Source organism: Streptomyces sp. HUAS MG91 (genome assembly GCF_040529335.1).
GTDB classification, from domain to species: Bacteria; Actinomycetota; Actinomycetes; order Streptomycetales; family Streptomycetaceae; genus Streptomyces; species Streptomyces tabacisoli.
Genome location: NZ_CP159534.1, coordinates 4,300,874 through 4,320,917, shown reverse-complemented (window position 1 = coordinate 4,320,917; position 20,044 = coordinate 4,300,874). Strand labels below are relative to the sequence as shown.

19 protein-coding genes, 1 tRNA gene and 1 pseudogene are annotated in these 20,044 nt (G+C 71.1%); 13 read left to right on the top strand and 8 right to left on the bottom strand.

Annotation, left to right across the window (positions count from 1 at the left end):
- Positions 1 to 168 precede the first annotated feature (168 nt).
- Both serS and ABII15_RS19585 read left to right on the top strand, forming a co-directional pair.
- A complete protein-coding gene (gene serS, locus ABII15_RS19590; RefSeq protein ID WP_353943628.1) occupies positions 169 to 1,440 on the top strand; it encodes a serine--tRNA ligase in 1,272 nt (423 codons plus the stop codon).
- A 77-nt stretch (positions 1,441 to 1,517) separates the two neighbouring features.
- On the top strand, positions 1,518 to 2,345 hold the full coding sequence (locus ABII15_RS19585) for an HAD family hydrolase (RefSeq protein WP_353943627.1): 828 nt from the start codon (positions 1,518 to 1,520) through the stop codon (positions 2,343 to 2,345).
- A gap of 144 nt (positions 2,346 to 2,489) precedes the next feature.
- On the opposite strand, the gene ABII15_RS19580 is transcribed toward ABII15_RS19585, so the two are convergent.
- From ABII15_RS19580 to ABII15_RS19555, 6 genes are all read right to left on the bottom strand, one after another.
- Positions 2,490 to 2,577, bottom strand: a tRNA-Ser gene (locus ABII15_RS19580).
- A gap of 267 nt (positions 2,578 to 2,844) precedes the next feature.
- Positions 2,845 to 3,057 carry a hypothetical protein gene (locus ABII15_RS19575; RefSeq protein ID WP_353943626.1) on the bottom strand — a complete coding sequence of 71 codons (213 nt, stop codon included), beginning with the start codon at positions 3,055 to 3,057 and terminating at the stop codon, positions 2,845 to 2,847.
- A 150-nt stretch (positions 3,058 to 3,207) separates the two neighbouring features.
- Positions 3,208 to 3,927, bottom strand: coding sequence for an ABC transporter permease (locus ABII15_RS19570; protein ID WP_353943625.1), 720 nt, complete (start codon positions 3,925 to 3,927; stop codon positions 3,208 to 3,210).
- Between the two features lie 20 nt (positions 3,928 to 3,947).
- Positions 3,948 to 4,859 (bottom strand): ABC transporter ATP-binding protein, encoded by a 912-nt coding sequence (locus tag ABII15_RS19565; RefSeq protein WP_353943624.1) that lies wholly within the window; start codon positions 4,857 to 4,859, stop codon positions 3,948 to 3,950.
- A complete protein-coding gene (locus tag ABII15_RS19560; RefSeq protein WP_353943623.1) occupies positions 4,856 to 5,743 on the bottom strand; it encodes an ABC transporter permease subunit in 888 nt (295 codons plus the stop codon). The genes ABII15_RS19565 and ABII15_RS19560 overlap by 4 nt, the downstream gene beginning before the upstream one ends.
- Positions 5,733 to 6,755 carry an ABC transporter ATP-binding protein gene (locus ABII15_RS19555; protein WP_353947116.1) on the bottom strand — a complete coding sequence of 341 codons (1,023 nt, stop codon included), beginning with the start codon at positions 6,753 to 6,755 and terminating at the stop codon, positions 5,733 to 5,735. Before ABII15_RS19555 ends, ABII15_RS19560 begins: the two co-directional genes overlap by 11 nt.
- Positions 6,756 to 7,056: 301 nt before the next feature.
- On the opposite strand from ABII15_RS19555, the gene ABII15_RS19550 reads away from it, so the two are divergent.
- From ABII15_RS19550 to ABII15_RS19525, 6 genes are all read left to right on the top strand, one after another.
- Positions 7,057 to 7,899 (top strand): M24 family metallopeptidase, encoded by an 843-nt coding sequence (locus ABII15_RS19550; protein ID WP_353943622.1) that lies wholly within the window; start codon positions 7,057 to 7,059, stop codon positions 7,897 to 7,899.
- Complete coding sequence (locus tag ABII15_RS19545; RefSeq protein WP_353943621.1) at positions 7,899 to 9,680, top strand: SDR family oxidoreductase; 1,782 nt, start codon at positions 7,899 to 7,901, stop codon at positions 9,678 to 9,680. The genes ABII15_RS19550 and ABII15_RS19545 overlap by 1 nt, the downstream gene beginning before the upstream one ends.
- Positions 9,677 to 10,615: a metal-dependent hydrolase gene (locus ABII15_RS19540; RefSeq protein WP_353943620.1), complete on the top strand. Its 939-nt coding sequence runs from the start codon at positions 9,677 to 9,679 to the stop codon at positions 10,613 to 10,615. Before ABII15_RS19545 ends, ABII15_RS19540 begins: the two co-directional genes overlap by 4 nt.
- Positions 10,616 to 10,666: 51 nt before the next feature.
- Complete coding sequence (locus ABII15_RS19535; protein WP_353943619.1) at positions 10,667 to 11,593, top strand: MerR family transcriptional regulator; 927 nt, start codon at positions 10,667 to 10,669, stop codon at positions 11,591 to 11,593.
- Between the two features lie 157 nt (positions 11,594 to 11,750).
- Positions 11,751 to 12,290, top strand: coding sequence for an RNA 2'-phosphotransferase (locus ABII15_RS19530; RefSeq protein WP_353947115.1), 540 nt, complete (start codon positions 11,751 to 11,753; stop codon positions 12,288 to 12,290).
- A 45-nt stretch (positions 12,291 to 12,335) separates the two neighbouring features.
- Entirely contained in the window at positions 12,336 to 12,794 is a 459-nt protein-coding gene (locus ABII15_RS19525) for a hypothetical protein (RefSeq protein ID WP_353943618.1), read from the top strand.
- Between the two features lie 177 nt (positions 12,795 to 12,971).
- Here the strand turns inward: ABII15_RS19525 and ABII15_RS19520 are convergent, their stop codons facing one another.
- Positions 12,972 to 13,874 carry an LLM class flavin-dependent oxidoreductase gene (locus ABII15_RS19520; RefSeq protein ID WP_353943617.1) on the bottom strand — a complete coding sequence of 301 codons (903 nt, stop codon included), beginning with the start codon at positions 13,872 to 13,874 and terminating at the stop codon, positions 12,972 to 12,974.
- A gap of 248 nt (positions 13,875 to 14,122) precedes the next feature.
- On the opposite strand from ABII15_RS19520, the gene ABII15_RS19515 reads away from it, so the two are divergent.
- From ABII15_RS19515 to ABII15_RS19495, 5 genes and pseudogenes are all read left to right on the top strand, one after another.
- Positions 14,123 to 14,533, top strand: coding sequence for a hypothetical protein (locus ABII15_RS19515; RefSeq protein ID WP_353943616.1), 411 nt, complete (start codon positions 14,123 to 14,125; stop codon positions 14,531 to 14,533).
- A gap of 86 nt (positions 14,534 to 14,619) precedes the next feature.
- Positions 14,620 to 15,294, top strand: a complete 675-nt coding sequence (locus ABII15_RS19510) for an ABC transporter ATP-binding protein (RefSeq protein ID WP_353943615.1) — start codon at positions 14,620 to 14,622, stop codon at positions 15,292 to 15,294.
- Positions 15,291 to 17,609: an FtsX-like permease family protein gene (locus tag ABII15_RS19505; protein WP_353943614.1), complete on the top strand. Its 2,319-nt coding sequence runs from the start codon at positions 15,291 to 15,293 to the stop codon at positions 17,607 to 17,609. Before ABII15_RS19510 ends, ABII15_RS19505 begins: the two co-directional genes overlap by 4 nt.
- A gap of 25 nt (positions 17,610 to 17,634) precedes the next feature.
- A pseudogene (locus ABII15_RS19500) lies at positions 17,635 to 17,934 on the top strand (LLM class flavin-dependent oxidoreductase); the annotation flags it as partial.
- A gap of 89 nt (positions 17,935 to 18,023) precedes the next feature.
- On the top strand, positions 18,024 to 18,923 hold the full coding sequence (locus ABII15_RS19495) for a Cof-type HAD-IIB family hydrolase (protein ID WP_353943613.1): 900 nt from the start codon (positions 18,024 to 18,026) through the stop codon (positions 18,921 to 18,923).
- A 27-nt stretch (positions 18,924 to 18,950) separates the two neighbouring features.
- Here the strand turns inward: ABII15_RS19495 and ABII15_RS19490 are convergent, their stop codons facing one another.
- Positions 18,951 to 20,003, bottom strand: a complete 1,053-nt coding sequence (locus tag ABII15_RS19490) for a M23 family metallopeptidase (RefSeq protein WP_353943612.1) — start codon at positions 20,001 to 20,003, stop codon at positions 18,951 to 18,953.
- Positions 20,004 to 20,044 lie beyond the last annotated feature (41 nt).

Here is a 20,044-nt window from a genome sequence, read left to right as displayed (position 1 = left end):
AGGGAGTCGGGTCAAAGCGGTGCGCCCGAAGTGCTCCTTTCCAGGGAAAGCGGGCGTTTCCCTTGACTCGGGCTTCCGCAGGTAATTCACATTCCGGCAAATAGGGCATAAAGCGACGCACCGGATATCGGGTCGTGGGCCGGATCCGCGCACCGGTAGCCTGGAGGGGTGATTGACCTTCGCCTGCTCCGTGAGGACCCCGACCGTGTTCGCGCCTCCCAGCGCGCCCGTGGAGAGGACGTCGCGCTCGTCGACTCCGTCCTGTCCGCCGACGAGCGGCGCAGGTCGTCCGGGCTCCGCTTCGACGAACTCCGCAACGAGCAGAAGACGCTCGGCAAGCTGATCCCCAAGGCCTCCCCCGAGGAGCGCCAGGAGCTGCTGAAGAAGACGGGCGAGCTCTCCGCCGCCGTGAAGGCGGCCGAGGCCGAGCAGCGCGAGGCGGAGGAGGAGTCCCAGCGACTCGCCCTCCAGCTGGGCAACATCGTGCACCCCGACGTCCCGCGCGGCGGCGAGGAGGACTTCGTCGTCCTGGAGACGCACGGCACGATCCGCGACTTCGGCGCCGAGGGCTTCGAGCCCAAGGACCACCTGGAGCTCGGCGAGGCGCTCGGCGCGATCGACGTCGAGCGCGGCGCGAAGGTCTCGGGCTCGCGCTTCTACTACCTCACCGGTGTCGGCGCCCTGCTGGAGCTGGCGCTGGTCAACGCGGCGATCGCGCAGGCCACCGAGGCCGGCTTCACGCCGATGCTGACCCCCGCCCTGGTGCGCCCGCGCGCCATGGAGGGCACCGGCTTCCTCGGCCAGGCCGCGGAGAACGTGTACCACCTGGAGAAGGACGACTACTACCTGGTCGGCACCTCCGAGGTCCCGCTCGCCGCGTACCACATGGACGAGATCATCGAGGCGAACCAGCTGCCGCTGCGCTACGCCGGCTTCTCGCCCTGCTTCCGCCGCGAGGCGGGCACGTACGGCAAGGACACCCGCGGCATCTTCCGCGTGCACCAGTTCGACAAGGTCGAGATGTTCTCGTACGTCCACCCCGACGACGCGGAGAACGAGCACCAGCGGCTCCTGGAGTGGGAGAAGCAGTGGCTGACCGGCCTGGAGCTGCCGTTCCAGGTGATCGACGTCGCCACCGGTGACCTCGGCTCCTCGGCCTCGCGCAAGTTCGACTGCGAGGCGTGGATCCCGACCCAGGGCAAGTACCGCGAGCTGACCTCGGCCTCGAACTGCGACGGCTTCCAGGCGCGCCGCCTGTCCATCCGGATGCGCGACGGCAAGAAGACGCAGCCGCTGGCGACGCTGAACGGCACGCTGTGCGCCGTCCCGCGCACCATCGTGGCGATCCTGGAGAACCACCAGCAGGCCGACGGCTCAGTGCGCGTCCCGGAGGTGCTCCGGCCGTACCTTGGGGGACGCACCACTCTGGACCCCAAGTAAGCGCAGACCCCAGCGGGCCGCGGCACTCCGCGGCGGCCCGCACCTGCACCCCTGTACAGCCTGGAGCCGAACGCCAAGTGAGCCACCCCGCTCCCCCCGCCACCGCCTTCCCGTACAAGCTCGTCGCGACGGACCTCGACGGAACGCTCCTGCGACCCGACGAGACCGTCTCCGAGCGCACGCGTGAGGCGCTCGTCGCGGCCACCGCGGCGGGTGCCGCGCACATCGTCGTGACCGGCAGGGCGGTGCCCTGGACCCGGCACATCCTCGACGACCTCGGTTACGAGGGACTCGCGGTGTGCGGCCAGGGCGCACAGGTGTACCACGCGGGGGAGCACCGGCTGCTCACGTCCGTGACGCTCGACCGGCAGCTGGCGGGCCTCGCGCTCTCCAAGATCGAGGCGGAGCTCGGCCCGCTGGCGCTCGCCGCCAGCCGGGACGGGCTCGACGGCGAGGTCATCGTCGGCCCCGGCTACGAGGTCGGCGAGGGACACCTGCCGGCCATCCCCTTCACGGACGTCTCCGAGCTGTGGGCGGCGCCGCTGAACAAGGTGTACGTGCAGCACCCGGGCCTCACCGACGACCAGCTCGCGGAGGTCGCGCGGGCGACGGCCGGCGATCTGGTGGGCGTCACGATGGCGGGCGAGGGCATCGTGGAGCTGCTCCCCCTGGGCCTGTCCAAGGCCACGGGCCTGTCGCTGGCCGCCCGCAGGCTGGGCGTGAAGGCCGCGGACACCATCGCGTTCGGCGACATGCCCAACGACATCCCGATGTTCGGCTGGGCCTCCCACGGCGTCGCGATGGCCAACGCCCACACTCAGCTCAAGGCCGTGGCCGACGAGGTGACGACCTCCAACGCGGAGGACGGCATCGCAGTCGTCCTGGAACGCCTGCTGGAACCCTGAGAAGCGCCCCGAAGGGGCGCGGGGAACTGCGCGAGAAGCCCCACCGGCCGGCAGCCGGACTCACACCTGACCCGCCGACGGCGAGCAGCCGCGAACAGGCCGCAGGCCTGCCCGAACACCGCTCAAGCCGACGCAGCGCACTCGTGGAGGATGCGCGGATCGAACGCGCGCGGGGCGGCAAACCCCGACGACGGCTTAGCAAGCCGCTGCCTTACCACTCGGCCAATCCTCCGGGTGGGCGGCCCACGCGCCGCGGAGGGCACGTGCTCGAAGCGGCCGCCCCGGGCAGCGCCCCCAGGGCGGGGCTCGACGGAGTGCAGTGACTACTCCGGAGCCCGCCTCGGGCTGCCCTGTCGGGAGCTCGACGGACTACTGATCAACATCGTCGCGCTCCTCTCCCAGTGGATGGACGCCGGTGGCGAAGGAACGGCACCGGCGCGGTGACACAACTACTGTGCACCGGCGCCAAGTTCACCGCCACCGAATTAATCGCCGCTGATCAGCGGCGGCGGCGCCACTTCCCGCGCCGCGCCTTGCTGAAGAACCATCCCGCCGGCGGCTTGTCGGACCGCCAGGGCTGCGGCTCGGGGGCCTCCCTGCTCCACCGGGCCGTGAGCATCCGGGCCCGCGCGGACGGCTCGGTCGCCTCCGCGTCGCGTATGAAGTCGGCATCCAGGACCACGTCGTCCCAGGCATCGTGCTCCCCGGCCATGGGCGGTCCTCCTCGGGTGTCGTATCGGCGTGACGGGCGAGAGCGAGTACATATCGGGCGTCGTACCCTCCCACCAGTGTGCAAGGGGGAGGGTGAAATCGACGTCAAGGCCGATGCCGGGCCGGCGCCGGGCCGGCGCCGGGGCCGGATCTACTCCTCTCCCGCCAGCGTCAGCGACCGCAGCTTCTGCCCCGCGTACCAGGTCGCCAGTACGGTCACGGCCACCAGCAGCACCGTGGCCAGCGGCAGCCCGACGTCCGAGGTGACGAGGTCGCCGCCGGTCACCTTGTGGGCCACGGCGAGGGACCACTGCTGGACGCTGAGCGTGCGCGCCCCGGACACCAGCGAGCCGAACAGCGCCTCCCAGACCAGGGCGTAGACGAGCCCGAAGACGACGGCGTGCCGGGTGACCGTGCCGAGCAGCAGGAAGATCGCGGCGTACGCGATCGAGGCCACCAGGGCGGCGACCGTGTAGGCGACGGCGATCTGCTGCCCGTTCCCGTTCAGGATCAGGCCCGCGATCAGGGTCGGGACGGCCGAGAACACCATGGTCACGGCGATGGCGACGATGAGCTTGGTGAAGATGATCGTGGGCCGCTTGACCGGCTTGGACAGCAGATAGACGACCGATCCGTCGTCGATCTCGGGGCCGATCGCGCCGGTGCCCGCGATGACACCGATCAGCGGCACCATCGTGGCGAGCGCGAACCCGCCGAGCACGTCGGCGGCGGTCTGGTCGTCGGCTCCGGTGAGCGCGCGGACCAGGCCGGAGATCACGATGAGCAGCAGTGGCAGCGCGAAGAGGATGAGGGCCCGGCGGCGGCCGAGCAGAGCCCGGTAGGTGAGCCGGGCGACAGTGGGGTCGTACATCAGGGCCTCCTGTGCCGTGACTAGGCCGCGACCAGATAAGAGAAGACGGACTCGAGGGACTCGTCGGACGGCGAGACGGTGAGCAGGCGGATGCCGTGCTCGCGCGCGACCTTCGGCAACAGCGTCGTGAACCGGCCGAAGTCGACGGCCTGGATCCGCAACGCGCCTTCCTTCAGGTCGACTTCGATCCCCGCTGTCGACGGGTCCGCGATCAGCGCGGCGGCGAGGCCCCGGTCGTCGCTGGAGCGGATCAGATAGCGGTGCGGCCGGTCGGTCATCAGCCGGCGGATCTTGCGGAAGTCGCCGCTGGCCGCGTGCCGTCCGGCGACGATCACCTCGATGTGGGAGGCCAACTGCTCGACCTCTTCGAGGATGTGCGAGGAGAACAGCACCGTGCGGCCCTCGTCGCCCATGCGTCGCAGCAGGTCCATCAGCTGCATGCGCTGGCGCGGGTCCATGCCGTTGAACGGCTCGTCCAGGAGCAGCACCGACGGGTTGTGGACCAGCGCGGAGGCCATCTTCACGCGCTGCCGCATGCCCTTGGAGTACGTCGAGATCTTGCGGTCCTGCGCGTACTCCATCTCGACGGTGGCGAGCGCCGCTTGCGCCTCCTTCTTGCCGAGGCCGTGCAACTCGGCGTTGGCCACGACGAATTCGGCGCCCGTGAGGAAGTCGTACATCCCCTCGCGCTCGGGGACGATGCCGATGTGGCGGTAGATCTGTTCGTTGCGCCAGATCGGCTGTCCGTCGAGCGTGACCGTGCCGTTCGACGGGGCGAGGAAGCCGCCCATCATGTTGATCAGCGTGGACTTTCCCGCCCCGTTCGGACCGAGGAGGCCGGTGACGCCGGGGCCGATGGTCATCGTCACGTCGTTGACGGCGACGACGTTGCCGAACCACCGGGAGACGTGGTCGATTTCGATGGCGGTCACAGTCCGACCTTCCGGTAGCGGCGCATCAGCAGGCCGTAGGAGCCGGCGATGAGCCCGAGGACGACGAGCAGATAGACCACGCCCTGGCCGGCGGAGGGACCGTGCGCGCCCGGGAAGGCGGACGTGGCGCCCAGGAAGGCGGTCTGTACGCCGTCGATGAGGGTGATCGGGGAGAAGAGGCCGAGCCAGGACACCGCGAAGCCGTTGTCCCGCGTGTCGGCGATGGCCTGGACCGTGGAGACCGCTCCGTAGGAGATGGTCAGGACGGCGATGACGGCGGCGATGCCGAAGCCGCGGCGCGGCGTGACGGCGGACACGACCAGGCCGATCCCGGCGAAGAGCAGCGACAGCAGCAGCACGGACACCAGTCCCTGGCCGAATCCCTTGGTCTGCTCGGTGAAGTCCAGCTTGGCGAGCAGAGCGCCTACGTAGAGGACGATCAGCGGCGCCGCCGTGAGGATGAACAGGGCCGACGCCATGGCCGCGTACTTCGCCGCCACGTAGTCGACGCGCTCGATGGGGCGCGAGAAGTAGAGCGGGACCGTCTTGAAGCGCAGGTCGCGCGAGACGGCCTGCGGCGCCTGCGAGGCGACGTAGAGGCCGATGACCGCCTGGAGGACGATCGCGTAGCGCGTGTAGTCGAGCGGGAGGTCCTTCGCCTTGGTGGCGACGGCGACCGCGACCATGATCAGCGCGGGCACGCACATCACGACGAAGAGCAGCATCGGCAGCACCTTCGACTTGGCCGAGCGGCCCAGGCCGTACGCGCCGCGCAGGCTCTGCGAGAAGAGCGAGCGGCGGGCGTACGCGCGGCCCAGGCGCGGGCCGTCGTAGTGGCGGTAGCCGATGTTGTGGATCTGGGTGCTCAAAGGCTCAACGCTCATCGCGCGCGCCTCCCGTCTGCTGTGCGGCGGCGGTGGCGGCCCAGGCCGCGGCGCGCTCGGTGACCGGCTCCTCGGTGGCGGCCTCGGCCGCGGGCCGGAAGACCTCCGCGATGTGGTGCCTGCGCTGCTCCATGCGGACGAGCCCGAGGCCGAGGTCGGCGACGACGTCGCGCACGATGTCGTACGTCTCCTCGCCCTGCGCGGTGACGAGCACGGTGTGGCCGGCGCCGGGCAGCTCGCCGCCGGTGGTGGTCTCGATGCCGCGCCGGGCGAACGCCTCGCGCAACGCGCCGGTGCCGTCCGGGTGTTCGTCGCTGTCGGTGACCTCGATCGCGAGCGTCGCCGTGGACTGGGTGAAGTCGGTGGTGGAGCTGGAGCGCAGCAGCTTGCCGCCGTCGATGACGACCACGTGGTCGCAGGTGCGCTCCAGCTCGCCGAGCAGGTGCGAGGTGACGAGCACCGAGATGCCGAAGTCGCTGTGCACGCGGCGGATCAGGTCGAGCATGTCGTCGCGGCCGACCGGGTCCAGGCCGTTCGTCGGCTCGTCCAGGAACACCAGCTGCGGGTCGTGGACGAGGGCCTGGGCCAGCTTCACGCGCTGCTTCATGCCCGTCGAGTAGCCGCCGATGGGGCGGTAGCGCTCCTCGTAGAGGCCGACGTGGCGCAGGGTGTCCGCCGTGCGCTCGCGCGCCGCGGTCGGCGGCAGGCCGGACATGCGGGCCATGTGGACCACGAACTCGGTGGCCGAGACGTCGGGCGGCAGGCAGTCGTGCTCCGGCATGTACCCGACCCGCTCGCGGATCTCGGCACCCTTGGTGGCGACGTCGAGCCCGAGCACCTCGGCACGGCCCTCCGTCGCCGGGGACAGACCCAGCAGGATCTTGATCATGGTGGACTTGCCGGCTCCATTGGCACCCACGAGCCCGGTCACCCCGGGCCCGATGTCCATGGTCAGCCGGTCAAGCGCGGTCACCCGTGGGAACCGCTTGCTCAGGCTTTCGGTCGCGATCACAGTCACGTCTTCGAAGGTAGTGGCGCACGCCACACGAGGCGTCAGACCAGGGGGTCGACCTCGTATGAGACCTGAGTATTACGGGTCCGTAGGGGTCATCCCCGAGTAGCCCCTCGCGCTGAGGACGTTCACCCGCCCCGGGAGCCACGTTGTGCACAACCGGGAGGTTCTCCACAGACTTGCGCAGGCCCCTTGACGCCGCCGTCAGCCATTGTCACATTCATCAGTGTCAAGTTACGAGCGCGTACGGCGACGGCCCCGTCACCGGGTCCGGGCGGCCGTGACACGGACGGACGGTGGCATGACCTCAGCAGTGGTACGTGAACTCTCCGCGGAGCTGCGGGGGTTCAGGGAAGTGCAGACGCTCGCGTACGAGTGCGCGGAAGCGGTCGCGGCACAGCTGAAGCCCGGGGTGACCGAGCGCGAGGCGGCGCGGATGCAGCGGGAGTGGCTGCGCGAGCGCGGGGTGCGGGACTGGTTCCATCTGCCCTTCGCCTGGTTCGGCGACCGCACGGCGTTCACCGGCTTCCGCATACCGCTGCAGTTCTTCCCCACGAACCGCAGGCTGGAGGCGGGGATGCCGTTCATCCTCGACATGGCCCCGGTCTTCAAGGGATACACGGCGGACATCGGCTACTCGGGCTGCCTCGGCCTCAATCCCCTGCACGACAAGCTGCTCGCCGATCTGGAGGCGCACCGCGAGCTGATCCTGCGCGAGGTGCGCGAGCGGCGCCCGCTGCGCGAGATCTACGAGAGCGTCGACCGGCTGATGGTGCGCCAGGGCTATGCGAACCGGCACCGGGCCTATCCGTTCGGCGTGATCGCCCACAAGGTCGACCGGGTAAGGGAGCGCCGGCTCAACCCGACGCTCTTCGGCTTCGGCACCCAGTCGCTGAAGGGCCTGGCGAGCGACGCGCTGCACGGACACCGGGACGGCTGGTCGCCGCTGTGGTCGCCGTACCGCTTCTCCGACCACCCCCCGCAGCCCGGCCTGTGGGCGGTGGAACCCCACCTCGGCTTCCGGGGGACGGGCGCCAAGTTCGAGGAGATCCTCGTGGTCACGGACTCCGCGGACCCCGAGGAGAGCGCTTTTTGGCTGGACGACGATCTGCCGCACGTGCGGCGCTGGGCGGAGGGCATCTGATGGCGGACCTGACGACGATCCACGGGGCGCGCGAGCGCGTCGTGCACACGGGCGGCGTCGAGCTGTGCGTGGTGGAGCTGGGCGACTCGGCGCGGCCGACCGTCGTGCTCGTGCACGGCTACCCCGACTCCAAGGAGGTCTGGTCGGAGGTCGCCACGCGCCTCGCGGACCGCTTCCACGTGGTGCTCTACGACATCCGCGGCCACGGGCGCTCCACCGCGCCGAAGCCGCTGCGCGGCGGCTTCACCCTGGAGAAGCTGACCGACGACTTCGTGGCGGTCATCGACGCGGTGAGCCCGGACCGGCCGGTCCACGTGGTGGGGCACGACTGGGGTTCGGTGCAGTCCTGGGAGTTCGTCACGGTCCGGCGCACCGAGGGCAGGATCGCGTCCTTCACCTCGATGTCGGGCCCTTCCCTCGACCACTTCGGACACTGGATCAAGCAGCGGATGAAGCGGCCCACGCCGCGCAAGGTGGGCCAGTTGCTCGGGCAGGGCGCCAAGTCCTGGTACGTGTACATGCTGCACACGCCCGTTCTGCCGGAGCTGGCCTGGCGCGGGCCGCTCGGCAAGCGCTGGCCGAAGATCCTGGAGCGCGTGGAGCGGATCCCGGCCGGTGACTATCCGACGGCGTCGCTGCCCTCGGACGCCGCGCACGGCGCCTGGCTCTACCGGGACAACGTCCGGGCGCGGCTCGCCCATCCGCGCGAGGACGCGTACGCGCACGCGCCCGTGCAGCTCATCACGCCGCTCGGCGACGCCTTCCTGTCGCCGAAGCTGTACGACCAGCTGGAGCTGTGGGCGCCGCGGCTGACGCGCCGCACGCTGCCGGCCAAGCACTGGGTGCCGCGCACCCGGCCCGACCAGCTCACCGCCTGGATCGGCGAGTTCGTCACCGCGACCGAGGAGCTGGAGGACGGGGTGCCTCCGCAGCAGAAGGCCGCCGACGGCAAGTACGCGGACCGGTTCGGCGGTCAGCTGGTGCTGGTCACGGGGGCGGGCAGCGGCATCGGGCGGGCCACCGCGTTCGCGTTCGCCGAGGCGGGCGCCCGCCTGATCGCCGTCGACCGGGACGCCGAGAGCGCCGCGCGCACCGCCGAGATGGCGCAGCTCATCGGCGCCCCCGAGGCCTGGGCGGAGGCCGTCGACGTCTCCGACGAGCAGGCGATGGAGAAGCTGGCCGAGAAGGTCGCCGCCGAGCACGGCGTGGTCGACGTCCTGGTGAACAACGCGGGAATCGGCCTGTCCGGCTCCTTCTTCGACACCACCCCCGAGGACTGGAAGAAGGTCCTCGACGTGAATCTGTGGGGAGTCATCCACGGCTGCCGGCTGTTCGGCAGGCAGATGGCAGAGCGCGGGCAGGGCGGCCACATCGTGAACACCGCGTCCGCGGCCGCGTTCCAGCCCTCGAAGGCGCTGCCCGCCTACTCCACGTCCAAGGCGGCGGTCCTGATGCTCAGCGAGTGCCTGCGCGCGGAGCTGGCCGGGCAGGGCATCGGCGTCTCCGCGATCTGCCCGGGCCTGGTGAACACGAACATCACGTCGACGGCCCGGTTCGTCGGCGCCGACAGCGCCGAGGAGGAGCGCCGGCAGAAGAAGTCCTCGCGCCTGTACGGCCTGCGCAACTACCCGCCGGAGAAGGTCGCCGACGCGATCCTCGCCGCCGTCGTGCACGACAAGGCGGTCGTCCCGGTGACCCCGGAGGCCCGCGGCGCCCACCTCATGTCGCGCTTCACGCCCCGGGCGCTGCGCGCGATAGCCCGGCTGGAGCCCCCGCTGTGAGCCCGGCGTCGGAGCACCCGGAACACCCGGAGCACTCGGAGCACCACACGATCACCCCGCGGCGCGTCTCCTTCGACTGGAAGTCGACGCCCCTGCACTGGATACCGGACGAGCCGACCGCCACCCATGTCATCAACGTGCTGCATCTGTTGCTGCCCGCGGGCGAGCGCTGGTTCGTGAAGGTCTTCAAGGAGGGCCTGCCCCTGGTCCGGGATCCCGCGCTCCTTCAGGACGTGAAGGGGTTCATGGGGCAGGAGGCGACCCACAGCGTTCAACACGCGTACGTACTGGAGCACTTGGCGGCACAGAAACTGGAGACGGCCGACTACACCAAATACGTCGACTTCCTCTTCGAGCGGCTGCTCGGCGAGCGGCCGCCGCTGGGCATGCCGATACCGGAGCGGGAATGGCTGCGCCACCGGCTGGCGGTCGTCGCGGCGATCGAGCAGTTCACGGCGGTCCTGGGCGACTGGGTGCTGCACGCCGACGCCCTGGACCACGCGGACTGCGACCCGATCATGCTGGATCTGCTGCGCTGGCACGGCGCGGAGGAGGTCGAGCACCGCTCGGTCGCCTTCGACATGTACCAGCACTGCGGCGGCACGGGCCTGCCCCGCTACGCCCGCCGGGTCGCCGCCATGGCCGTCACCGCACCGGTGATGCTCTACCTGTGGGCCTGGGGAGCCGCCTACCTGCTACGCCACGACCCGCAGCTCGCCGGCCGTCTGCGCTACTCCCTCGCCGAGCACAACCGGGCAGTGCGCAAGGGTCTGCTGCCCTCATGGCGCGACCTGGGTGCGGCCATACCCCGATATCTGCGCCGGTCGTACCATCCCTCGCAGGAGGGTTCCCTGCGCAGGGCCGTCGAGTATCTGGCCGTCTCACCCGCGGCCAGGGCCGCGGCCGGAGCGATCGGCCGCTCGGCCATCGCGTGAGCGGACCGGGACCTTCCGCCGAGTGACCGGTACGACCGAGGGACGTGGGGTGTGACGGAGCGAGCGGGGCAACCGGCCGCCGAGTACCGGATCGAGGACCTGGCCCACCACAGCGGTGCCACGGTCCGCACGATCCGCGCCTATCAGGACCGCGGACTGCTGCCGCGCCCCGAGCGCCGCGGCCGGGCCAATGTGTACACGGACACGCATCTGGCCCGGCTGCGCCAGATCGCCGACCTCCTCGACCGGGGCTACACGCTGGCCTCCATCAAGGAGCTCCTGGAGGCCTGGGACGCGGGCCGCGGCCTCGGCGGCGTCCTCGGCCTGGTCGCCGAGGTCGACAAGCCGTGGACGGACGAGCGGGCGGGCCGCATCACCCGGGCCGAACTCGACGAGCGGTTCGGCGGCGACCCCGACGAGGCCGCCGTACGGGACGCGATCGAACTCGGCGTGCTGGAGCGCGTACCGGACAGGGACGACGAGTTTCTCGTCCCCAGCCCTCAAGAGCTCGCGGTGGCGGTCGAGTTGTACGCCGCCGGTGTGCCGCTCTCCGCGATCTCCAACCATCTGCGGGAGTTGAGGGGGCAGGTCGAACATATAGCGGCGCGTTTCCTGGAGTTCACCACCGAGCACGTCTTCGCGCGCTACCTTGGCCCACAGCCGCCGACCGACGCCGAAGCCGCTGAGGCCGCCGCCCTGGTCCGCCGGCTGCGCCCGCTCGCACAGCAGTCGGTGGATGCCGAACTGGCGCGGGCCATGCGGTTGTTCGCGACCCGTCATCTGCACCAGCATCTGTCCGCCGGACCGGTCGTTCCACCCGTCGACGAGCCGCAGTCGGTCGCCGTGCCCGCGGAGACAATGCGGGCCGTGAGCGCGCTGGTTGGCGCGGAGAACGTGTCGGCATTCGTCGCGGCTGCCGCCCAACGCGAGGTACAAGCACGGACATTGGACTCATTGACGGCAAGTCACAACAAATAGCGCTTTGTTGATCAACTAGGTTATACCGCTCGCCACTTGTCCACAGATTCGTCAAATCCCCTGTGGATAACTGGACTTGCTTGTGGATCAAACATGCGAGCCGAAAAATTCGGAAGAGTTTCCACGGGCCGTCCGGCACTCTGACGCCATGGACGCCATGGACGAGCAGCGCACCGTGAAGGTGTCGAAGTACCTCTCGAAACACCTGCGCCACCAGCCCGAGCGCCTCGGCCTCGCGCCGGACGAGGCGGGCTGGGTGGAGATCGACGACCTGCTCGCCGCCACGGCCGCGCACCGGTTCCGGATCACCCGCGCCGAGCTCGACCACGTCGTCGCCACGAACGACAAGCAGCGCTTCACGATCGACGGCACCCGGATCCGCGCCAACCAGGGCCACAGCATCGACGTCGACCTGGGACTCCCGCCGGCCGAACCGCCCGCGTACCTGTACCACGGCACCGTCGCCCGTTTCCTCGACGCGATCCGCGCCGAGGGCCTGCGCCCCATGGACCGGCACGACGTGCACCTGTCGGCGGACCGCGAGACCGCCACCCGCGTCGGCGCCCGGCGCGGCCGTCCGGTCGTGCTGCCGGTGGACGCCGGCGCGATGCACCGCGACGGCCACGTCTTCCGGCTGAGCGCCAACGGCGTCTGGCTCACCGCCGCCGTACCCCCGCGCTACCTGCGCTTTTCCTGACGATCCGGAGCAACCCCGGGACCCGCTGCGGCATCATCAACAGGTATGGACCACTCGTTCCCCCACCTGCCCACCACGGAGGCGGCCGTCACCGCCCTGCGCGAGATCGCCCGTGAGTTCCACCTGGAGATCGAGGTCACGCACGACATCGGCGCCGACCGGACCTCCCGCCGCAGCCACGCCGGCCTGGGCGTCACCACCGACCCCGACGGCTCCCTGCCGCACGAGGCCTACGTGGAACTGGGCGGCACACCCCGCATCGACGTGCGGCTCTTCCCCGAGGACGACGCGCTGATCACGCTCGAGGGCGTCGAGTTCCACGACATCCCGCGCGACGAGGTCCCGGCATTCCTGCGCTCCTGCTACACCGGCCTCGTCCACGTCCACGGCAAGCGCTTCCCCCCCGGCTACCGCCTCGTGGTGTCCCTCCCCGGCGACCGCACGTACAAGGAGTTCCTGCCGATGATCGGCCTCACCCGGTGGCTGAGCGGGCGCGTGCGCTGAGCCCGCGCCCCGCAGGAGCGGCCGGGCCGTCCGCAACCCCGACATGTCCGCGGACAGCCACTCAGTAGCGCCTCCGGACGACGAGGCCACCACCCTGCTCGACCGGTTCGTAGGCATTCTCCGCGGCTACGACCTGGACTCCACCGCCTGGTGACACGGGAGTACCCGGGCCGGCATTCAGCGCAGTTGAGCGGCGGCCTCGACGGCGATCTTCTCGAAGACGGCCTGGTCGGCGGCGAAGTCCGAGTCGGGGATGGGCCAGTGGATCACGATCTCGGTGATCCCCAGCGCCGCGTAGCGCCCGGCGAAGTCGACGAAGGCGTCGACGGACTCCAGCGGGCTCGTGCGGTCCGGGGTGAAGCCGGTGAGCAGGATCTTGTCGAGTTCGTCCGCGTCGCGGCCGATTCCGGTGCACGCGTCCGTGAGCCGGTCGATCTGCCCCCGCACGGCCTGCACCGACTGCTCGGGCGTACCGGTCTCGTACAGCTTCGGATCCCCCGTGGTCACCCACGCCTGCCCGTGCCGGGCGGCGAGGCGCATCCCGCGCGGGCCGGTGGCGGCCACCGCGAACGGAAGCCGGGGGCGCTGCACGCAGCCGGGGATGTTCCGCGCCTCGACCGCCGTGTAGTGGTCGCCCGTCCAGGAGACGGCGTCCTCGGTCAGCAGTCGGTCGAGCAGCGGGACGAACTCGCCGAAGCGGTCGGCCCGCTCACGTGGCGTCCACGGCTCCTGGCCGAGCGCCGTCGCGTCGAATCCGGTGCCACCGGCGCCGATCCCCAGGGTGATCCGCCCGCCCGAGACGTCGTCGAGGGAGATCAGCTCCTTGGCGAGCGTGACCGGGTGGCGGAAGTTCGGCGACGTGACCAGCGTGCCCAGGCGCAGCCGCTCGGTCGCGGTCGCGGCGGCGGTCAGCGTGGGCAGCGCCCCGAACCACGGTCCGTCCCGGAACGTGCGCCACGACAGGTGGTCGTAGGTGTAGGCGGAGTGGAACCCGAGCTCCTCAGCGGCCCGCCACTTCGCACGCCCTCCCTCGTGCCACCGGTCGACGGGAAGGATGACGGTGCTGAGACGAAGTTCCATGCCGTCGAGCCTACGGTGCTCCACTCCGGTTCCTCGACGCGAACCCCGCGATCGCCCTGCTCACGAACGCGTGCACGGAATCCGCCGACGACTCGACACCGCCCCGGCCCGGCCCGGCCCGGCGGGCAACGTCACCGATCTTTCCGGCTTCACCGGATGGGAGGAAACGCGATCTCTTCCATAGGCACCCTGAGATCACGTCGATACTCTCCGTTACGACCCGTCAGGCACTTTCATCTGGAGGAAGCGTGCGAAAGCTGACAACAGCGGCAGTCGCCACGGCCTTGTTCGTCGGAGGAATGGGAACCGCGTTCGCCGGAGCCTGGCACTCCATCCCGAAGTTGGACACCACTGGGGCTGCCTTCACCAGGGGCACCTACGCGTGGGAGCCCCGCGGGCAGAACCACGGCGCCTTCCACCTCAAGGGGGATCTGTCTGACACGTCGAAGAGCGACGGCAACAACGTCTACGCCCAAGCCAAGGTCGAGGGCTATTCCTGGAATCGCTTCAACGGCAAGCAGGGCAAGACCGTTCCGCTCGACAAGGTCGTTTATGACGGAGCGGCACAACTCACCAAGGACGCATGGGTCCGGATGTGCCGCGACAGAGGATCGATCCACCCGGACAACTGCTCCGTGACCAAGCACTACCAGAGGTGACGGGCCGGACGGCATGACGAGGCTGGACGACCGTCGAGCCTCGTCGCCGGGCAGGGCCGCCGAGACACTGAGAGGTACCGCTCACCATGACCGCCATCCTTCGCGCGACCGGCGTGGAGCTGAGCTACGGCTCGCAAAGGGCTCTGAGCGGCGTGGACTTCGCGCTGAGTCCCGGTGAGGTCTGCGCGATCATGGGCAGCAGCGGTTCGGGGAAGTCGTCGCTGCTCTACTGTCTGGCCGGGGTCGTGGCGCCGACGCGTGGTGACGTCACCTTCGACGGAGTGCCGCTCCGAAGACTCGGTGACGACGAGCTGAGCACGGTACGCAGAGAGCGGTTCGGGTTCGTCTTCCAATACGGGGAGCTGCTGCCGGAGCTGACCGTGGTGGAGAACGCGGCGCTGCCCCTGCGCCTGGCCGGTCAACGCAAAGCGGCGGCGCACCAGGCGGCCGAGGAGGTCCTCGGTCGCCTCGGTCTCGCGGAACTGCGACAGCGCAGGACGTCACAGATCTCGGGAGGCCAGAGCCAGCGGGTCGCCGTGGCACGGGCTCTGGTGCACCGGCCCGACGTGGTCTTCGCGGACGAACCGACGGGCGCCCTCGACAGCGCCAACGCGGATTCCGTACTGGCCGAGTTCCTGTCCCTGGCACGGTCCCAGGGCACCGCCGTGATCATGGTGACGCACGATGCCTCCGTGGCTTCTCGCGCGGACAGCCGGTACACGATGGCCGACGGGGCCCTGACCGGGCGGGCCGCGGTGTGACGACACGGCCCGCCATCACGCTCCTGATCGGGCTGCGCCTCCTGCTCGGTACCGGCCGCACAGGCAGGGCCCGCTTCCTCCTGATGTCGCTCGGCTGCGCGATGGGCGTCGCCTGTCTGGCCGCGGTGCTGACCATCCCCGCGATCCTGGCCGCGCACGACAGCCGGGCCGCGGCACGCGCACCGCGGCCGGTGACCGGCGTTCCGCACGCTCGCTCCGCCGCGGACACCGTCTTCCTGACCCGCCAGGACCCCTACGGTTCGCAGCCGTTCACCCGGGTCTTCGTCGGTCACCCCGCGGACGGCCGTCCGCCCCACCCACCCGGCATCGACCGCCTGCCGAAGTCCGGCGAGGTCCTCGTCTCCCCGCGGCTGCGCGAGATCCTGGCCGAACAGCCGGGCCTGGCCGGCCTCCTCCCCGGCCGTATCACCGGCACCATCGGACCCGAAGGACTCACCGGCCCCGATGAGCTGTACGCCTATGTCGGCCGCTCACCCGGCCAACTGCCGTCCTCCGCACGTCCGCTGGCGGGCTTCGGTGCCGAATGGGCCCCGACTCCCGCCGTGGACTCCTCCACCCTGAGCATCCTGCGCTTCGCGCTGGGCTGCCTGGTGCTGCTGCCGCTGGCCGTGTTCCTGTCCGTGTGCGCCCGGCTCTCCGCCGAGGCCCGAGCACGCAGACTGGCCGCGCTGCGCCTGCTCGGGCTGAGCGTGAAGGGCACCTTGCGGGTCAACGCCGTGGAGACGGTGGCCGCAGCGCTCCTCGGCGCGGTCCTCGGCGTCGGTGTGTACGCACTGGCCAACGAGGCCTTCGCACGGGTCGGTCTACCCGGACTTCAGTGGTACCCGCCCGACGGGCGGCCGTCCGGCACCGTGCTCGCCGTCTGCCTGCTCGCCTGCCCCGGCCTGGCCTGGTTCGTCGGACGCCACCGGGCCCGTGAGGCCGCGCTCCGCCCGCTGCGGGTGCGCCGGAGCGTCCGGCCACGCCCCCCGAAGAGGTACGGGATGCTGCTGCTCCTGCCGGGGCTCGGTGTCATCTGCGGCTACTGCGCGCTCGGGGCCCTCGGCCGGGACCCCTCCGACGGACCGGTCGGCGCGGTACTCGTCCCCGTCGGCGTCCTGCTGACAGGCGCCGGCCTCGTGCTCGCCCTCGCACCGGCCACGGCCTGGCTCGCCCGTCGTCTGGCCGGCACCACTCAGTCGCTTCCCCTGGCACTCGCCATGCGCCGCAACGAAGTCGAGCCGGGGAGTTCCCTGCGGGTGGTCACCGGTCTCGTCCTCCTCGTCTACGCCGCCTCCCTCGCCCAGGGCGTCCTCGTCGAGCTCGCCCACATCAGCCGCCCCACCTCGCCCACCCAGGAGTACGCCCTCCCCTTCAACGAGCTGAACGACGGGCAGCTCACCCGTACGCGTCGCGTCGAAGGCGTCCGGTCACAGGCCCTCGCCATGGACTCCTGGATTCCACGGGCGAGCTCCACCACGCCCCGCATCACCGCGGTGGTCGCCGACTGCGAGCAGCTCGCGGCGTTCACCGCGGTGCCGCCCCGAGGCTGCGTGGACGGCAGGATCCAACGCCTGACCGACTCCGACATGGCCGAGGCCCCCGACGCCCGGCCCGGCCGCAGCTACCCGTTCCTCATGCGCACGGAGGGCGGACTCGGTGCGCTGACGGAGAAGTTCCGCGTCACGCTGCCACGCGGCTCCCTCGCCATCACGGCACGCCAGCCCTCGGCCTTCGCCGGCGCGGACGTCCTCGTACCGCCCTCTCTGCTCCCGGCGGGACAGCGGCCCGCGGCAGGACAGTTCCTCCTGATGTCGCGTTCCACGCCGGACACCGTACGCACGGTGCTCGACGGTCTGGGCACCATCGCGCCCACCGCCGAGATCGAGGCGGTGGGCGTCAACATCGACTCACTGCAGCAGATCACCGTGGTCAAAAGCCTCCTCGCGGCGGGCATGGTCCTCGGCCTCGCCATCGGTGTCGCCGCCTTCGCCGTGTCCGCCGCCGACCGTGCCATGGAGAGCCGCGGCCGACTCGCCACGCTCAACCTCCTCGGCGCCCGCCCCCTGACGGTCCGCACGGCCCAGTGCGTCCAGCTCCTGCTCCCGCTCACCGTCGGCCTCGCCGGAGCTCTGGTGGCCGGGCGTCTCGCCGAATCCAGCTACCTGATCACCGGCGGCGGAACGGTCCACTGGGACGGCGACGGCCTCCCCGTCCTCGCCGTCTGCACGGCCGGGATCCTGCTCACCGCGGCGCTGGCCTCGCTTCCCCTCACCCATCGCCACGTCGAACTCGAACACATCGGACGCGACTGACCGGACATCCCCGCGGAACCGCGGAGACGGCACCCCCGACCAGTCGATTCAGGCCATTCGTGGACAGGTCGACAAGCTCGGCGCCGCCTGCGCCGCCATCGGGCGGGACGTGGCCGAAGTCGGCAAGGTGCTGCTCACCGGGTTCACCCCGGACCGGGCCCGTCCGCTGGAGTCCGTCGAGGCGTTCGTGGACTTCGCCGGGCACCACCGTGAGCTGGGCTTCACCGAGATCGTCGTGCACTGGCCGATCCCGGAGACGCCCTTCGCCGCCGACCAGAAGATGTTCGAGAGGATCGCCACTGAGGCGCTCGCCCGGCTCGGCTGAAACCGACGCCGTGACGCCGTGGGGGCGGCGGGGCCCGTGGGCCGGCAGCGTACTCATCTGGGCGCCCCGCCGCACGGCCGTGCGCGCATATGCGCGACGATGGGGCGGTGACCTCATCGACTCCAGGGCCCCGGATCCCGGCCCCCTCCGCGCCCCGGCTGATCGCCACGGACCTCGACGGCACGCTGCTGCGCGACGACAAGACCGTCTCCCCGCGGACGGTCGCCGCGCTCGCCGCCGCCGAGGAGGCCGGTATCGAGGTCTTCTTCGTGACCGGCCGCCCGGCCCGGTGGATGGACGTCGTCAGCGACCATGTCCACGGTCACGGCCTGGCGATCTGCGGCAACGGCGCCGCCGTCGTGGACCTGCACGGCGGCCCCGGGCAGCATCGTTTCGTCAAGATCCGCGAGCTGGCCGTCCCGGACACCCTGGAGGTCGTACGGATCCTGCGCGCGGCGGCGCCGGGCACCTCGTTCGCGGTCGAGCGGACCGGCGGCCTGCACCACGAGCCGACGTATCCGCCGCTGCACGTGGAGCCGGGGGAGAGCGTCGCGCCCGCGGAGAAGCTGCTCGCCGAGGACTTCGAAGGGTCGGACGTCGCCGGCCAGCCGGTGCTCAAGCTGCTCGCGTACCACCCCGAACTCGGCCCGGACGCGTTCCTGGCGCTGGCCCGCACCGCCGTCGGGGACCTGGCCGCCATCACCCGCTCCAGCCCGAGCGCCCTGCTGGAGATCAGCGCCCGCACCGTCTCCAAGGCGTCCACGCTCGAACTGTGCTGTCAGGAGCGCGGCATCTCACCGGCGGAGGTCGTCGCGTTCGGCGACATGCCCAACGACATGGAGATGCTGGCCTGGGCGGGCACCTCCTACGCGATGGGCAACGCGCACCCCGACGTGCTCACCGCCGCGACGGGCGTGACGGGCACCAACAACGAGGACGGCGTCGCCCGCGTCATCGAGGAGCTGCTGGCCGCCCGCGCCACGGCCTGACGCCACGAACCGCCTCACCGGACGGCGCTACAGCCGGACGCCCCGCTCGGCGAACCACTTCACGGGGTCGATCCCCGACCCCAGATACGGCGTGAGCCGCACCTCGAAGTGCAGGTGCGGCCCCGTCGAGTTGCCCGTGGTGCCGGCCTGCCCGATCCACCGGCCCGCCGCGACCTTCTCTCCCTGGTCGACGGCGGCCGCCGCCAGATGCGCGTACTGCGTGTAGTAGCCGCCGGGGTGGCGCACGACGACCTCGATGCCGAAGCCGCCGCCGCAGGACACGCTGACCACCTTCCCGGCCCCGGCCGCCCGCACCGGCGTGCCGATGCCGACCGCGAAGTCCTGCCCGGTGTGCCGGTGCGCCCAGTGCGCGCCCGCGCTGTCGAAGCCCGCGGACAGCTGGTACGACGCCACCGGAGTCACCCACGCGCGCGTGGTGTGAAATTTCGGCTGCCGCAGGCGTACGGGACCGCGGCACTGCCCCGCCGATGCCGACACGTCGGCCTCGCTCTGCAACCGCGCCCGCGCCGACTCCAGCTTGGCCCCGATGTTCTCCTTCAGACGCGCGAGCCGCACGTTGCGCGCCTGGAGGGAGTGCCACGCGGCCGTCGCCGTGCGCTGCCCCGCCGCAAGGCGCCGCTCGGCCCGCCGGCTCCTCTCCACGGCATTGTTCACCGCCAGGTCGGCCTGGAGCACGGCGCGCTGACCGTGCATCAGCTCCTCCGGGCGGTCGCTGAGCAGCATCCGCGCCGTGAGCGGGACGTCGCCGCCGCTGCGGTACTGGGCACGGGCGATCCGGCCGAGGTCGTCGTGGAGCGCCGCGATCCCGCGTCGCTCCCGCGCGAGCAGCCGTTCCAGCCTCCGCGCCCGCGCCTGCTGGACGGACGCCGCCCTGCGCCCCTCCTCGTAGTGCTGCGACGCCGCTGACGCCTCCTCAAGAAGGCGGGCCACCTGGGCACTCGGCTCCGGGCCCTCCCCGTCCTCGGAGAGGGCGGGCGTGCCGCCCAGGGCGACGAGCGCGCACATCAACAGGGCCGGTACGACGAGCGAGCGGCCGGAGCGGCGGGGTCCTGGAGCCATGTCCCGGATCGTCGCCCGCCCCGCGCGCGCCCTCGCGCAGG

Excerpts from the sequence above, each read along its gene's own strand:
- ABII15_RS19520 (WP_353943617.1), bottom strand. The coding sequence starts at position 13,874 with ATGGAACTTCGTCTCAGCACCGTCATCCTTCCCGTCGACCGGTGGCAC.
- ABII15_RS19495 (WP_353943613.1), top strand. The coding sequence starts at position 18,024 with ATGCGCGACGATGGGGCGGTGACCTCATCGACTCCAGGGCCCCGGATC.
- ABII15_RS19550 (WP_353943622.1), top strand. The coding sequence starts at position 7,057 with ATGACCTCAGCAGTGGTACGTGAACTCTCCGCGGAGCTGCGGGGGTTC.
- ABII15_RS19525 (WP_353943618.1), top strand. The coding sequence starts at position 12,336 with ATGGACCACTCGTTCCCCCACCTGCCCACCACGGAGGCGGCCGTCACC.
- ABII15_RS19570 (WP_353943625.1), bottom strand. The coding sequence starts at position 3,927 with ATGTACGACCCCACTGTCGCCCGGCTCACCTACCGGGCTCTGCTCGGC.
- ABII15_RS19530 (WP_353947115.1), top strand. The coding sequence starts at position 11,751 with ATGGACGAGCAGCGCACCGTGAAGGTGTCGAAGTACCTCTCGAAACAC.
- ABII15_RS19560 (WP_353943623.1), bottom strand. The coding sequence starts at position 5,743 with ATGAGCGTTGAGCCTTTGAGCACCCAGATCCACAACATCGGCTACCGC.
- ABII15_RS19490 (WP_353943612.1), bottom strand. The coding sequence starts at position 20,003 with ATGGCTCCAGGACCCCGCCGCTCCGGCCGCTCGCTCGTCGTACCGGCC.
- ABII15_RS19545 (WP_353943621.1), top strand. The coding sequence starts at position 7,899 with ATGGCGGACCTGACGACGATCCACGGGGCGCGCGAGCGCGTCGTGCAC.
- ABII15_RS19575 (WP_353943626.1), bottom strand. The coding sequence starts at position 3,057 with ATGGCCGGGGAGCACGATGCCTGGGACGACGTGGTCCTGGATGCCGAC.
- ABII15_RS19510 (WP_353943615.1), top strand. The coding sequence starts at position 14,620 with ATGACCGCCATCCTTCGCGCGACCGGCGTGGAGCTGAGCTACGGCTCG.